Consider the following 13762-nt stretch of genomic DNA (forward strand, 5'->3'; position numbering starts at 1 on the left):
GACCTCGCGCGCCTCCGCGAGCTGGCGCTCGAGCTCCTCCCGCCCGTCGGAGAGCGCGCCGGGCGCGGCCCCGCCGAGCGCCTCCTCGCGCCGCTCCGCGAGCCGCCGCGCCTCCGCCTCGAACTCGTTCTTCTTGCGGACGAGCAGCTCCTCGACGTCCTTGTAGACGCCGGTCCCGAAGAGCTGCTGCAGGAGCTCCTCCCGCTCCCGGGCGTCCGCGCAGAGGAGCCGCTTGAAGTCGCCCTGCGGCAGCAGCACGACGCGCGTGAACTGCTCCGCGCCCATGCCGAGGAGCTCCGTCACCTTCTCGGTCACGGTGGTCGGCTTCGTCGCGAGCGGCGCGTCGGCGCCCTCGCGCCACAGGCTCGCGGTGGGCGCCTCCTCGAGGGTCCCCTCCCCCCGCTTCTTCGGCCGCTGCCAGGCCGCGGTGCGCTCCGCGCGGTACACCACCTCGCCCAGCCGGAAGCGAAAGACCACCTTCGGCGCGGCGCCCTCCGGGGCGCGGTCGGCGCGGAGCCGACCGGTGCCGCGCGTCCCCGGCACCTCGCCGTACAGCGCGAAGGTCATGGCGTCGAAGAGCGTGGTCTTCCCGGCGCCGGTCGGCCCGTGGATGAGGAAGAGATCGGCGCCGCCGAGCGCGCCGAAGTCCACCTTCTGCGCCCGGGCGTAAGGCCCGAACGCCTGGAGCTCGAGGGTGAGCGGTCTCACGCCGCCCGCTCCCGGCGCACGACCTCCGCGAGCGCGCCCGCGAAGATCTCCCGGTGCTCCGGGCCGGGCGTCGCGCCCGCCACCGTCTCGAAGAACGCCTCGAACAGGCGGAGGTCGTCGCCCCCGGCGCCGTCCACCCGCGCCGCGAACGTCCCCTCCCCGCCGCCCGCGAGGTCCTCGCGGAGGACGTTCAGCACGTGGGCGAAGCGCGCCTGGAGCCGGTGCTTCGCGTCGAAGACGTACCCCTCGTCGCGGAGCGTCACCTCGACGAGCGCGCGCTCGAACGCGGCGAGCTCCGGACGGCGCAAAAGCTCGTCGAGCGTGCCCGAGAGCCGCACCACCTCGCGCCGGGCGCCGAGCGGGACGAGCTCGACCCGCGCCGCGCCCCGCTCGACCTCGGCCAGGACGACGCCCTTCGCGTGCCCCGCCTCGCCGAAGGAGTACTTGAGGAGCGAGCCGGAGTAGCGGACCGCGGGCGCGACCTCCTGCGGCGCGTGCAGGTGTCCGAGCGCGACGTAGTCGAACCCGCCGAGCGACGCGGCGGGCACGCAGCCGGATCCGCCCACCGCGAGCGGGCGCTCGCTGTCCGGGGTCTCGGAGGCGCCCTGGACGAAGGCGTGCGCGACGAGCACCGTCGGGAGCACGCGCGTCGCCGCGTCGGCCCGCACGCGCGCCAGCACGCGCTCGGTCGCGGCCGCATGGCCACGCAGCTCGTCGTCCCCCTCGGCGCCGCGCACGACCTCGGGATCGAGGTAGGGCACCGGGTAGAGGAACCCCTTGCCCGCGAGCTCCACCGGCTCCGCCGCGCGCGAGATCGCCCCGCGCAGGTGGACGCCGCGAGCCTCGAGGAGCCGCGCGCCGAACGCGAGCCGCTCGGCCGAGTCGTGGTTCCCGGCGATGGCGACGAGCGGCACGCCCAGCGCCGCCACGCGGTTCAGGAGGTCGTCGAGGAGCGAGACCGCCTCCGCCGACGGCACCGCCCGGTCGAAGACGTCGCCCGCCACGACCAGCGCGTCCGGTCGCGCGTCGCGGAGGAGCTCGCAGAGCCGATCGAGCGCCCAGGCCTGGTCCTCGAGCAGCGACTCCTCGTGGAGCGCGCGGCCCAGATGCCAGTCGGAGGTGTGCAGGATCCGGAGCGCCACACCGCCAGCGTACACGCCGGGCTGACATCGGGGCTCCAGCGTGGCTCGTCGCGGCGAAGCGCCGGGCTCCGGCCGCAGCGGCGGAGGTCACCGCGACGCCCCGGCGCTGCGGCCTGGAGGGCGCTCCGCCCTGGAGCACCCCCGTCGGGCTCAGGCGGGCAGCGCGGACGCGTCCGGGAGCGCCCCGCGGAGCCGCCCGAGCGCGCTCACCGCGCCACCTCCAGCGTGGGCTCGCCCTTCCTCCAGTTGCAGGGGGTGAGCTCGTCGGTCTTTAGCGCGTCGAGGACGCGGAGCGTCTCCTCCACGTTCCGCCCCACCGACAGGTCGTTCACCGACACGTGCCGGATGACGCCCGCCGGGTCGACGATGAACGTCGCCCGGAGCGGGACGCCGTCCGGGTGCAGGATCCCGAGCGCCGTCGAGAGCTCGCGCTTCGTGTCGGCGACCATCGGGAACGGCAGGTCCTTCAGCTCCGGGTGGCCGTTCCGCCAGGCGAGGTGGACGTAGTGCGTGTCGGTGGAGACGCCGAGCACCTGCGCCTCGCGCTCGCGGAAGTCGCGATCGCGCCGGCCGAACTCGGCGATCTCGGTCGGGCACACGAAGGTGAAGTCCATGGGCCAGAAGAACACCACCCGCCAGCGCCCGCGGTGGCTCTCGGGCGTGACGTCCTGGAACTCCTCGCCGGCGGCGCGGCTCACGACGGCCTTGAGGCGGTACTCGGGGAAGCGGTCACCCACGGTCAGCATTCGATCATCTCCTTCGGGGCGGCGGGATCGCCGCGTCGCAGGCAGAAGGTGCCGCCGGAGCGCTGATTTTCCCAATACATCCTTTCGACCACTTCGTTAGGCTCTGCCTATGACTCCGCTCCCGCCCCACGCCTTCACCCTGCGCCAGCTCCAGTACGCCCTGGCCGTCGCCGAGACGCTGAGCTTCCGGCGGGCCGCGGAGCGCTGCCGGGTCGCGCAGCCGTCGCTCTCGACCCAGATCGCCCAGCTCGAGTCGGCCCTCGGCGTGCGGCTGTTCGAGCGCGATCGCCGGCGCGTGCTGGTCACGGCCGCCGGCGAGGCGCTCCTCGCCCGCGCGCGGCGCGTGCTCGTCGACGCGGACGACCTCGCCGGCGCCGCGCGCGCCGCGGGCGATCCGCTCGCCGGGCCGCTGCGGCTGGGGGTCATCCCGACCATCTCGCCCTACCTCCTGCCCCGGGTCGCCCCCGCGCTCCGGGCTGCCTACCCGCGGCTCGTCCTCACCTGGGTCGAGGACAAGACGGACGAGCTCGTGCGCCGGCTCGAGGCGGGCGCGCTCGACGCCGCGCTCCTCGCGCTCGAGGCGGAGCTCGGCGACGTCGAGCACGCGGACATCGCCCGGGATCCGTTCGTGCTCGCGACGGCCCGCGACCACCCGCTCGGCGCGCGAGCGGCGCCCGCCACCGCGGCGGAGCTGCGCGGCGCCGACGTGCTGCTCCTCGACGACGGGCACTGCCTTCGCGCGCAGGCGCTCGACGTCTGCGCGCGGGCTCGCGCCCACGAGCTGGAGTTCCGGGCGACGAGCCTGCCCACCCTGGTGCAGATGGTGGCGGGCGGCGCGGGCGTGACGCTGCTCCCCGAGCTGTCGCTCGCGGCCGAGACCCGTCGCGGCGACCTCCGGCTCCGCCCGTTCGCGGCGCCCGCGCCGCACCGGACGATCACGCTCGCGTGGCGCCGCCGGTCGCCGCTCGCCCCCGCGCTCCAGCGGCTCGCGCGGACGATCCGCGGCGCCTACCCGAAGGCCGCTCGCTGAGACTCCGGCCCAGGCTCGCCGGCGAAGGGCGCCCTCGGCGAGGCCATGGCGGCCGCCGCCGAGCTCACCCCGCGCGAAGCTCGCGCGCGAACACCTCGCGCGCCCACGCCTCGATGGAGGTGGGCGTCGTCGTCGCCGGCGATCGCGGCTCGTCGGACGCGATGCGCCCGTCGTTGAGGGCGCGCGCCAGCTCCACGTACAGCGCGGCGACCTCCTCGGACAGCCCGGCCTGCACCAGGCCCGCGTGCGCGTCGGCGTAGGAGAGCTGGACGTAGGCGAGGTCCGGCTTGCCGATCGCGGCGCCGAGCGCGCGCGCGACCTCGACCGGCGTCACGTCCCGCTCGCCGTGCAGCTCCTGGATCTCCCGGCCTCGCCAGTCGAGCGCGAGGAGCCGCCGGGCGGCCACCTCTCCCACGTCGGCCGCGGCGATCTGCGCCATGCGCAGCTCGGGGGCGAGCGCGCCGGCGTAGAACCCGGCGGACCGCACGACGCCGATGGCGCTGAGGTGGTTCTCGAAGAAGTAGCCCGGGCGCAGCGCGAGCACGCTCAGGCCCGGGACGCGCCCGAGGCGCTCCTCGAGCGTGTGCAGCCCGGCCACGGGGCCGGTCCCGCTCGCGAGCTGCGCGCCCAGGCTGGAGAGCGCCACGGCGTAGGGAACGCGCGCCGCCTCCAGGCCGTCGGCGAGGATGCCCGCGACCCGATCCTGCCAGGCACGCGCGCCCGGACCGAGGTACGGCGGAAGCTGCACGAACGCCGCGCCCGCGCCGTCGAGCGCGCGCCGGACGAGCTCGGGATCCTCGACGCTGCCGACCAGCTGCTCCGCGTCCGCGTGCGCGGCGAGCGCCGCGGCGCTCCGCGCGACCACGCGGAGGGGTCGCCTCGCCTCCGCGAGCCGGCGCGCCACGGGGCTGCCGACGTGGCCGGTGGCCCCGAGGACGACGTACACCTTCTCGGCCATGCCGCGCTCCTCCCCGGGTGACATGCGACCCCGCGCCCGGCCGGGCGCGAACCGTTTGGAGTCCAACGGTGCGCGTGAGGGGCGGGCTACCGCCCGAGCGCACGCCCACGCTCGGCACCCCCCGGGTCGTGGTACCCTCCGGGCCGATGACGCGCCCCCTCGTGCTCGGCACCCTGGCCGTCGCGCTGTCCCTCCCCGCCTGCCGCGACCGCACGCCGGCCGCGGAGGCGGGCGCTCCCCCGCCAGCGGCTGCGGCGCCCGCGAGTCCGAGCGCGGACGTGCCCAGCCCGGCCGCCCCGGTCGTTCCCGTCGTTGCCCCGGAGGGCACAGGGGCCGTGCTCCCCGCCCCCGTCGCGCAGGGCGGCGCCCCTCCGGCGGAGGGCGTCCCCGCCCCCGCGCCTGCCTCCCCTGCGACGAGCCTCGTCCGCGAGGCGGTCGCCAACGACCCGACCGGCCCGATCCCCCTCTCTCGCGAGGAGGAGACGGTGGTCGATCCCGCCACCACGTTCCGGCTCGTGCTCGCGGCGGAGCTCCCGGAGGCGCGGCTCGTCCTGCTCGACGGCGCCGACGCGATCGTGCCCTCGAGCGGCACGCGCGAGGTCGGCGCGTCCTCCGCGTTCACGCTCACGCCGTCGGCGCCGCTCGTCCCCGGCTCGCGCTACCAGCTGCGTCTCGACGGCGCGCGCTCGCGCGAGATCCACGACGCCGCGGGCCGCGCGTACGCGCCGCTGAGCCTCGGCGTGCTGGTCGCGGGCGAGCCGCCGAAGCCCGAGCCGAAGCCGAAGGCGAAGCCCGCCTCGCGAAAGCGGCGCAGCCGCCGCTGACAGCGTTGAGCGTCACGGGCGTACGTGGGTCGTGGGCGGCGAGCCGTCGCTCCGGCCGCATGCGAATCCCCGGTCAGCCGGAGGTTCGGCAACCTAGCGGGCCGCCGCAGCATCACGGCGCCCACGTCCCAGATGCATGACGGTAGACAGAGGCGCCACGCCCGGTTGCTCGAATGGCGTCGGCCCGTCACCCGAGTCGCGGCGGAAGCGATCCATGTGCTCGCGCCCGAAAGTTCTCTCTGCGTGAAGCAGGTTGTGCGCTCGACAGGCGAGCCGAAGATTGTCGATCGTGGACGGCCCCCCGAGGGCGGCGGGTTGGAGGTGGTCGAGCTCGAGCTTCCAGCGGCTGTTGCAGCGGCAGCCGTCCGGACCGACCCAGGCGCAGCGCCCGCCGTCGCGCGTCCACACCGCGCGGCGCACTATCGCCGGGATCGTGGTCCTCGCCGCCGGTGGCTTCGCCGCGACCCGCTTCTCGCCCTCGGTCGAGCCTTCCTCGGAGCCCTCCTTCGCGCGCTCCTTCGAACCTTCCTTCGCGTCCTTCGTCTTCCGCTCCGGCGCGACAGCGCCCTTGCGCTTGCCGTGCTTCTCGATGGCGCAGCGGATCGCCTCGTGGAGCACCGCCGCGAGGTCGCCGTCCGGAACCTTGTGCACAGGAGTGACAGGAGCGTCTCGAGGTCCTCCTTGCAGGCGCGGTCGAGGGTGACCCGGAGCGACCAGTGCGTCTCCGAGACGGCGAGCGTCACGGCCCTTCGCTTCGGCTGCGCGACGGTGGGCGGGAGCGCAGGCCGCGAGTCGGCGATGGGGTCCGGGCCGAGGGTCGGCTCAGCAGGGCCGGCCAGTGGCGCCGCCTCGGCCCCTGCATCGGACGCCGGGAGCGGTAGCGTTGCGCTCGCCGCGGCGGGCGCGCGCTCGGTCAGCTTGCGGAGGCCAGCGCGCGGAGCGGTGCGGGCCTGGACGGAGGCGACGAGGTGCTCGACCTCGGCCCGGGTCCGGAAGGCGGCGCGAGTGAGGAGATCGTCCACGTTCTCCTCGGTGAGCACCTGGCCGAGGAGCGCCAGGGTGGACAGGCAAAGACGCCCATCCCGCAGCGGAGCTTCCAGTGTCGGAAAGCGGCGCAGCACCCGCATCGCCTGGATGCGCCGCCCGGCGGCGCCCTCGCGCAGGTGGAGCGCCTCAAGGCAATAGGCCCACAGGGACGCATGGCCGGCCTCGACGAAGGCGCGGCGCCGATCGAACTCGTCGAGGTGCAGGAGGAAGTCGACCTGGACGTTTCGTTCCTCTCCGGCGAGCTCGCGCAGGCGCAGGGCGAGGACGTTCGACTCGAGAGAAGCGGGGGCGAGCGCGGACATGGGATGCACCTCCAGTACACCCTTCGTAACACGCGAATTCCGGAGCTCCGGAGACGCTCCAGGCCCGCTCTTGCGCGGCGTTCTCCGCTGCGCCCTCGTCGGAGCCTCAAACCGATCGGCGCGCGCTTCACGCGCAAAGTGTGTGCGCGAGAGCGGCCCTCACGCGCCGCCCGTTTGCCCGAGCGCGATCGAGGCGAGAAGGCGTCAATGGGCAATGTTTCACCCACCGCAACAGGGACGCTTCGTTTCTTCGCGCGAGGGAAGCCGCGACGTCGGGGAGCACTACCGCTGGCGATAGCTGTCACGCATTGTGAACACTGGCGCGACGCTCCGGCCCATGTGGCGGGGCGAGCGCGAACGCGTGTTGCTGCACGGACCCGCGCGAAGAAACGCTGCGACGCCGGCCCGACACGACGAGACGTTCGCCTGCTCTACCGCCTCCCCCGCGTTCATCGGGTCGCGCCCGGAGCGCGTGCGCAGATCCCGTCGATGCCCGAATCCGCCCTGCGCACCGAAACCGCGGTCGAAACACCCACCGCTCGCCCGGCGAGTACCTGCACTTGTGATGAATGATGAGCCGCCGCAGGCAGCCAGCGTGTGCCGCAGCAGGGAAACGCCCGAGCGGGCAGCGCTATCGGGGCACGCGGAGCGCGCCGGCCACCGCCCGGAGGCAAGCGCTCACTCGCGATCGGCGGGCTCGTCCGAGGCGAGGCGCTCGAGCTCGGCGAGCACCGCCCGATCCGCCTCGAGGAAGTCGTAGCTCTCGAGCGTGCCCGGGCGTGCCCAGGCGATCTCGGCCACGCCGAGCGGGCGCGGCTCGACCCCGGGCTCGAGCGCGCAGCGGTAGAAGGCGAGCTCGACCTCGAGCTCCGGGTAGGCGTGAGCGTGGCGGAGGAGGAGCGGCCCCACCGCGGCGTCGCAGCCGAGCTCCTCGACGAGCTCCCGGCGCAGCGCCGCGGGCTCGTCCTCGCCCGGCTCGACCTTGCCGCCCGGGAACTCCCACTGCCCCCGCGCGCCCGCACGGTCGGGGCGCCTCGTGACGAGCAGCAGCTCCGCGCGCCGGACGACGGCCGCGACGACGCGGATGCGCCTCACGGCAGGTCGAGCGCGTAGAGCTCGCCGCGGTTCGACAGGACGTACACGCGCCGGTCCACGACGGCGGGGGTCCCCGAGATCCCGCTCCCCGGGTCGAGCACGCGCATGAGCCGTCCGCTCGACGCCTCGAGCCAGCGGAGCCCGCCGGTGGTGGCGGGGACGAGCACCCAGGCACCCGCGACGACCGGCTCGCCCGAAGGCACGCCGCGGCCGAGCGGAGACGACCAGAGCACCGTGCCGTCCTTGGCCGAGAGCGCGTACACGCCGGCGGTCGCGACCGCGACGAGCGTCCCGCCCGGCGCGAGCGCGAGCTTCACCGCCCCGGGCGCCTCGAAGGTCCAGCGCGTCTCGCCGGAGGCCGCGTCGAGCGCGAGCACCGCGCCGGAGTAGGCGGCGGCGTACACGCGATCCCCCTCCGCCACCAGGCCGTCGACGTCGAGCTCGTCGCCGGCGGGCGCGATCATCCGCTCCCAGCGCGCCGTGCCCGTCGCCGGATCGAGCGCCGCCACGAAGCCGTCGGAGTACGCCGCGTAGACCGTGCCTCCGCGCACCTGCACCGGCGCGGCGCCGCGGATGGTGAAGCCCGGGCGCGGCTCGCGCCGGTGATGCCACTTCCAGGCGCCGGTCTTCGCGTCGAGCGCGAAGACGGTGTCCTGCAGGCTCGCCACGTAGAGCGTGCCGCCGACGACGGCCGGGCGGGTCCCGAGCTCCTCCTTCGCGTCGTAGCGCCAGCGCTCCTTGCCCGTCGCGAGCGCGACCGCGTAGAGCCGCCCGTCGCTCGAGCCGGCGTAGACGGTGCCGCCGTCGATCGCCGGTGGGCCCGAGAAGCCGCCCTCCGTCTTGAGCTCCCAGGCGACCCTCCCGTCGTCGCGGATCGCGTGGAGCCAGCCGTCGCGGGTCCCGAACACCACGATCCCGCTCGCGGGATCGACGGCGAGGCCGCCGGGCTCGCGCGGCTTCCACTCGAGCGCCTGCGGCGTGACCACCGACCGCTGCCAGGCGAACCGGTAGAGCTCCCGCGGCGCGGGGGGCAGCCCGCTCCTCATGCCGGGAGCCGTCGCGGCGAGCGCGAGCGCGAGGGCGAGCGCCGTCATCTACTTGCCGCCGAGCTTGCCGAGCCGCTGCGACGCCTCGGGCGCGAGGGGCGACTCCTTGTGCTGCTCGGGGAACGCGGCCAGCACCTGGCGCGCCTCGTCCGTCTTGCCGGCGGTGGCGAGCACGCGGGCGCGGTCGAGATCGGCGCGATCGGCGAACGCCGGCGCCTCCTTCGCCATCCGCGCGAACCCTTCGGCCGCCGCGGCGAGGTCACCCTTCCCCTCGGCCGCGAGCGCGAGCCCCTCGAGCGCGCCGAACCGGAGCGAATCGTCCTTGTCGGCGGTCTCGAGATACCGCTGGTAGGCCGCCCTGGCGGGCTCCCACTCGCGAAGGCGCAGGTGCGCGTCCCCCTTCGCGAGCGCCGCGAGCGCCGCGGCGCTGCCGCCGTGCTGCGCGAGCACCTGGTCCGCCGCGCCGACGATGGCGCGCTGGTGCGCCTCCTCCGTCGGGAAGAACGGCCCCGGCTGGCCGGGGAGCGGCACCGCCGACACCGTCCCGCCGACCGTCTCGAGCATCTGCGAGACCGCAGCGCCGGAGGCCTCGGACCGGTGCGACTGCACGACGAGCACGACCACCGCGAGGAGCACGAGCACGACGGCCCCGCCGCCGAGCAGGACGGCCTGCCGCTTCCGGGCCGCGACCCAGCCGGCGGCCTGCTCCGCCGCGTGCTGGAACTTGTCCGGCTCCTTCATGTCCTTGCGGGTGATGACGCTGGGCTTCGACGACATGGCACCTCTCGGGGGCGCAACGCGCGAGATTCCTGAAGAAAACCGGGCCAATCTAGAGGGCCGGGGCAGAGGCCGTCAAGCGAAAGCCGGACGGCCGCTCACCCGCGCCGCTTCGGCGGCGGGCGGCTGCGGCGCTTCCGCTCCCGGAAGACGAGCCGCATCGGCACCTCCAGCCCGAAGGCGGCGCGGAAGCGGTTCTCCACGAAGCGGCGGTACGGCTCGCCGATCGCCTCCGGCCGGTTGCACTGCATCACGAAGGTGGGCGGCGCGTAGGCGACCTGGGCGACGTAGTACAGCTTCACCGGGTGGCCCTTCGCGAGGGGAGCGGGGTGCTCCTCCTGGATCGTCTCGAGCAGCTCGTTCAGGGCCGGGGTCGGGAAGCGGGCGCGGTACTGCTCGACGAGCCGCGCGGCGCGCTCGAGCACGCGGGTGACGCCGCGCCCTTCCTTCGCCGAGACGAACAGCATCGGCGCGAACGAGACGAACGGCAGCCGCTTGTACAGCTCCTTGCGGTACCAGTCCTGCGTCGCGCCCTCGCGCTCCGCGACGTCCCACTTGTTCACCACGATGAGGAGCGCCTTCGACTTCTCGGAGATGAGCCCCAGCAGGCGCGCGTCCTGCTCCACGCCGGCCTCCGTCGCGTCGAGCAGGCAGGCGACCACCTCCGCCCGGTCGATGGCCTTCATCGAGCGCACGACGGAGTACGCCTCCACGCTCTGGGCGATGGCGCTCTTGCGCCGGATCCCGGCGGTGTCGGTGACGACGAAGCGCTGGCCGCGGTGCTCGACGAGGGAGTCGATCGCGTCGCGCGTCGTCCCGGGGACGTCGGAGACGACGAAGCGCTCCATCCCGAGGAGCGCGTTCACGAACGTGCTCTTGCCGACGTTCGGGCGGCCCACGATGGCGAGGCGGATGTCGCCCTTCGGCCGGTCGTCCTCGCTGACCTCCTCCGGCTCCTCGGCGTCCTCGGGGGCCGGCGGGGCCTCCGGGAGCGCGAGCTTCGCGACGATCGCGTCGACCAGCTCCCCCACCCCGCGGCCGTGCTCGGCCGAGACGGTGTGCACGTCCCCGAAGCCCAGCCGGAAGAACTCCGCGAGCGGGATCTCCTCCTCGGTGCGGGCGGTGTCCACCTTGTTCACCGCCACGAATAGCGGCTTGCCCGCGCGGCGCAGCAGGTCGGCGACGGCGGAGTCCACCGGCGAGAGCCCCTCGCGCCCGTCGACGACGAGCACCACCGCGGCGGCCTCCTCGACCGCGAGCTGGGCCTGCCGGCGGACCTGCGCCATGAGCCGGTCGGACGACTCCGGCTCGAACCCGCCGGTGTCCACGACCGACAGCGCCCGGCCCTCGAAGGTGAAGTCGGCGTAGTTCCGGTCGCGGGTGACGCCCGGCACGTCCTGGACGATCGCGGCGCGGCGGCCGGCGATCCGGTTGAAGAGCGTGGACTTGCCCACGTTGGGGCGGCCGACGAGCGCGACGAGCGCGCGCGGCGCGGGGACGGTGGGCGCGCTCACAGGCCGAGCCTCTTCAGCGCGGTGGCGCGCTCGCTCCAGCGCTCCTCCACCTTGACGGTCAGCCCCAGGAAGACCTTGCAGCCGAGGAGCCGCTCGAGGTTCTCCCGCGCGCGGGTCCCGATCTTCTTCAGCATCGCGCCGCCCTTGCCGATCACGATCGCCTTCTGCGACTCGCGCTCGACGAGGATCACCCCCGAGATGCGGACGAGCCCGCCGTCGTCGCGGCGCTCGGCCTCGTCGAATTCCTCGACGTCCACCGCGACCGAGTACGGGATCTCCTGGCGCGTCTGGAGCATCACCTGCTCGCGCACGTACTCCGCGGCGAGGGCGCGCTCCGCCTGATCGGTGAGCTGGTCGGGCGGGAAGAGCGGCGCCTCCGACTCGGGCAGGTGCTTCCCGAGCACCTCGAGCAGCGTGTCCACGTTCTCGCCGGTGAGCCCGGAGAACGGGACGATGTCGGTCCACGCGTGGAGGCCCTTGTACGCGTCGATGACGGGCAGGAGCGTCGCGCGCGGCGCCCGGTCCATCTTGGAGATCCCCAGGATGGCGGGCTTCCGCCGCCGGGCGACCTCCTCGATCGCCCAGCGCGTCGACTCGCCGACCTCCACCCGGCCGTCGGGCCCCGTGCCCGCCTCGACGAGCATCAGCACCGCGTCGACCTCGTCGAGCGTGGTGAGCGCGACCTCGACCATCCGCCGGTTGAGCGGCCCCTTCGCGCGGTGCAGGCCGGGCGTGTCGAAGAAGGCGATCTGGGCGCCCTTCGCGTTCCAGATCCCGAGGATGCGGGTGCGGGTCGTCTGCGGGCGCGGCGTGACGATCGCGACGTGCTCGCCGAGCACGCGGTTCAGGAGGGTGGACTTGCCGACGTTCGGCCGCCCGACGATGGCGACGAACCCGGCGCGGAACGGGGGCTGCTTCTTGCTGGTCATGAGGTGATCGCGCCCGCCGGCGGCACGACGGCCACCGGCGGGCGCCTGGGTTTCCTTGCGGCGGAGCCTTACGGCTGCGCGCCGCGGGTGATGGTGACCTTCTCGAGCTTTACCTTCGCGTTGCCGGTGCGGGCGATCTTGGGCACGAGCTCCTCGCCGCGCACCACCTCGCCGAAGATCGTGTGCCCCTTGTCGAGCCAGGGGGTCGCGATCTCCGTGATGAAGAACTGCGAGCCGTTGGTGTTCGGGCCGGCGTTGGCCATCGCGAGGAGGCCGCCCTTCGTGAACCGGTTGTCCGGGCCGATCTCGTCCCCGAACTTGTAGCCGGGCCCGCCCGTGCCGGTCCCCAGCGGATCGCCGCCCTGGATCATGAACTCGGGGATCACGCGGTGGAACACCGTGCCGTCGTACAGCGGCTTCTTCTGCTTCTGGCCGGTGCGCGGGTCCGTCCACTCCTTCGTCCCCTCGGCGAGGCCGACGAAGTTCTCGACGGTCTTCGGCGCCTTCTCCGGCAGGAGCTTCACGACGATCTCGCCGAGAGAAGTCTGAAACGTCGCGTAGAGCTGCTCAGCCATGTCCGTCCTCCCGTCCTCCCCGGCGCGGTTCGACCGCCCGGGCGACGCCGCTCACTTGCAGGTGGGCGCCTTGTTCGTGATGGTGACCTTCACGAGCTTCGTCTGGCCGTTCCCGGCCCGCGCGATCGGCGCCACGAGCTCACAGCCGCACACTCCCTCGCCGATGTGCACGTACCCGCACACGCCCCCCGGGGCGTTGCACGGCTTGGGATCGAGCCAGGGGGTCGCCACCTCGGTGATGAAGAACTGCGAGCCGTTCGTGTTGGGGCCGCTGTTCGCCATCGCGAGCTGGCACCCCTTCGCGAAGGGCTTCGCCGGCGGCTTCTCGAGCTCGTCCTCGAAGCGGTACCCGGGATCGCCCGAGCCGAACGGCCGGCCGTTCGGCGCCGCCGTCGCGCCGAGCGCCGCGCCGCGAGAGAGCGGATCGCCGCCCTGGATCATGAAGCTCGGGATGACGCGGTGGAACAGGGTGCCGTCGTAGAGCGGCTCGGTCACTCTCCGTCCCGTCGTCGGATCCGTCCAGGTCTTCTTGCCCTGGGCGAGCTCCACGAAGTTCTCGACGGCCTTCGGCGCCTTCCGCGGGAGCAGCTTCACGCCGATCGTTCCGCGCGAGGTCTCGAAGACGGCGTACTGGTCCTTGCCCTGTCCGCCGGCGGCGGGGGTCGCTGCGCGCGCCGCGGGCGCGGCGAGGGCAGCCGCGAGCGCGGCGAGGAGCACGGTGGGTCTCGTCATATGCGCGGGATGCTAGCCACCGGCCGGGGTGCGGGCAAATGGAAAGAAGGAAAGAAGGCTCGGGCGGGAAGCGAGTTCACTTCTCGCGACGCGTCCCCTTGCGGGCCTTCTTCTTCTTCGGCGCCCTGGGGGCGCTGCGCTTCGCGCGCGGCTTCACCGGCTTCGTGCGCGCCCGCTTCGCGGGTGCCGGCTCGCTCGGCGGCTCGGCGCCGGGGCCGGGCGACGGCGTCGCCGCGGCGGGCGCGAGCTCAGGCGCAGGCGCGGGTGGGGCCTCGCCCTGCTCGCGCTCGGGCTCCGGCGCAGGGGTCGGAGCCGGCTCGCGCGCCGCGGGTGGGGC

Annotated in this window: 13 protein-coding genes and 2 pseudogenes; 2 read left to right on the forward strand and 13 right to left on the reverse strand. The window is 74.3% G+C overall.

Features of this window, described 5'->3' with window-relative positions:
- From MNY60_RS21440 to MNY60_RS21450, 3 genes are all read right to left on the reverse strand, one after another.
- Positions 1 to 708: AAA family ATPase (locus tag MNY60_RS21440; RefSeq protein WP_242361822.1), on the reverse strand; the 708-nt coding region annotated here is incomplete at its 3' end.
- Positions 705 to 1850, reverse strand: coding sequence for an exonuclease SbcCD subunit D (locus MNY60_RS21445; protein WP_242356604.1), 1146 nt, complete (start codon positions 1848 to 1850; stop codon positions 705 to 707). The genes MNY60_RS21445 and MNY60_RS21440, both read right to left, overlap by 4 nt.
- A 206-nt stretch (positions 1851 to 2056) precedes the next feature.
- Positions 2057 to 2596, reverse strand: coding sequence for a peroxiredoxin (locus MNY60_RS21450; protein WP_242341396.1), 540 nt, complete (start codon positions 2594 to 2596; stop codon positions 2057 to 2059).
- Between the two features lie 109 nt (positions 2597 to 2705).
- On the opposite strand from MNY60_RS21450, the gene MNY60_RS21455 reads away from it, so the two are divergent.
- Positions 2706 to 3626, forward strand: a complete 921-nt coding sequence (locus MNY60_RS21455; protein ID WP_242341397.1) for a LysR substrate-binding domain-containing protein — start codon at positions 2706 to 2708, stop codon at positions 3624 to 3626.
- Positions 3627 to 3690: 64 nt separating this feature from the next.
- On the opposite strand, the gene MNY60_RS21460 is transcribed toward MNY60_RS21455, so the two are convergent.
- Positions 3691 to 4584, reverse strand: a complete 894-nt coding sequence (locus MNY60_RS21460; RefSeq protein WP_242341398.1) for an NAD(P)H-binding protein — start codon at positions 4582 to 4584, stop codon at positions 3691 to 3693.
- 335 nt (positions 4585 to 4919) lie between these two features.
- Here MNY60_RS21460 and MNY60_RS21465 point away from each other — a divergent pair, with 335 nt between their 5' ends.
- Complete coding sequence (locus MNY60_RS21465; protein ID WP_242341399.1) at positions 4920 to 5408, forward strand: hypothetical protein; 489 nt, start codon at positions 4920 to 4922, stop codon at positions 5406 to 5408.
- A gap of 93 nt (positions 5409 to 5501) precedes the next feature.
- Here MNY60_RS21465 and MNY60_RS21470 read toward each other — a convergent pair.
- The 9 genes and pseudogenes from MNY60_RS21470 to MNY60_RS21510 all read right to left on the reverse strand — a co-directional run.
- Positions 5502 to 6757 (reverse strand): annotated as a pseudogene (locus MNY60_RS21470) (HNH endonuclease).
- 678 nt (positions 6758 to 7435) lie between these two features.
- Positions 7436 to 7852: a (deoxy)nucleoside triphosphate pyrophosphohydrolase gene (locus MNY60_RS21475; protein WP_242341283.1), complete on the reverse strand. Its 417-nt coding sequence runs from the start codon at positions 7850 to 7852 to the stop codon at positions 7436 to 7438.
- Entirely contained in the window at positions 7849 to 8946 is a 1098-nt protein-coding gene (locus tag MNY60_RS21480; protein WP_242341284.1) for a PQQ-binding-like beta-propeller repeat protein, read from the reverse strand. The genes MNY60_RS21475 and MNY60_RS21480 overlap by 4 nt, the downstream gene beginning before the upstream one ends.
- Positions 8947 to 9675 carry a tol-pal system YbgF family protein gene (locus MNY60_RS21485; RefSeq protein ID WP_242341285.1) on the reverse strand — a complete coding sequence of 243 codons (729 nt, stop codon included), beginning with the start codon at positions 9673 to 9675 and terminating at the stop codon, positions 8947 to 8949.
- A 98-nt stretch (positions 9676 to 9773) separates the two neighbouring features.
- The gene (gene der / locus MNY60_RS21490) at positions 9774 to 11189 is read right to left on the reverse strand and encodes a ribosome biogenesis GTPase Der (RefSeq protein WP_242341286.1); all 1416 of its coding nucleotides are present in this window, start codon (positions 11187 to 11189) and stop codon (positions 9774 to 9776) included.
- Complete coding sequence (gene era / locus MNY60_RS21495) at positions 11186 to 12118, reverse strand: GTPase Era (RefSeq protein ID WP_242361824.1); 933 nt, start codon at positions 12116 to 12118, stop codon at positions 11186 to 11188. Before era ends, der begins: the two co-directional genes overlap by 4 nt.
- Before the next feature lie 68 nt (positions 12119 to 12186).
- Positions 12187 to 12693: a peptidylprolyl isomerase gene (locus MNY60_RS21500; RefSeq protein ID WP_242341288.1), complete on the reverse strand. Its 507-nt coding sequence runs from the start codon at positions 12691 to 12693 to the stop codon at positions 12187 to 12189.
- Positions 12694 to 12744: 51 nt separating this feature from the next.
- Positions 12745 to 13425: a peptidylprolyl isomerase gene (locus MNY60_RS21505; protein WP_242341289.1), complete on the reverse strand. Its 681-nt coding sequence runs from the start codon at positions 13423 to 13425 to the stop codon at positions 12745 to 12747.
- A gap of 76 nt (positions 13426 to 13501) precedes the next feature.
- A pseudogene (locus MNY60_RS21510) lies at positions 13502 to 13762 on the reverse strand (hypothetical protein); the annotation flags it as partial.

The sequence above is a fragment of the Anaeromyxobacter sp. SG17 genome, from assembly GCF_022690695.1.
Taxonomy (GTDB): domain Bacteria; phylum Myxococcota; class Myxococcia; order Myxococcales; family Anaeromyxobacteraceae; genus Anaeromyxobacter; species Anaeromyxobacter soli.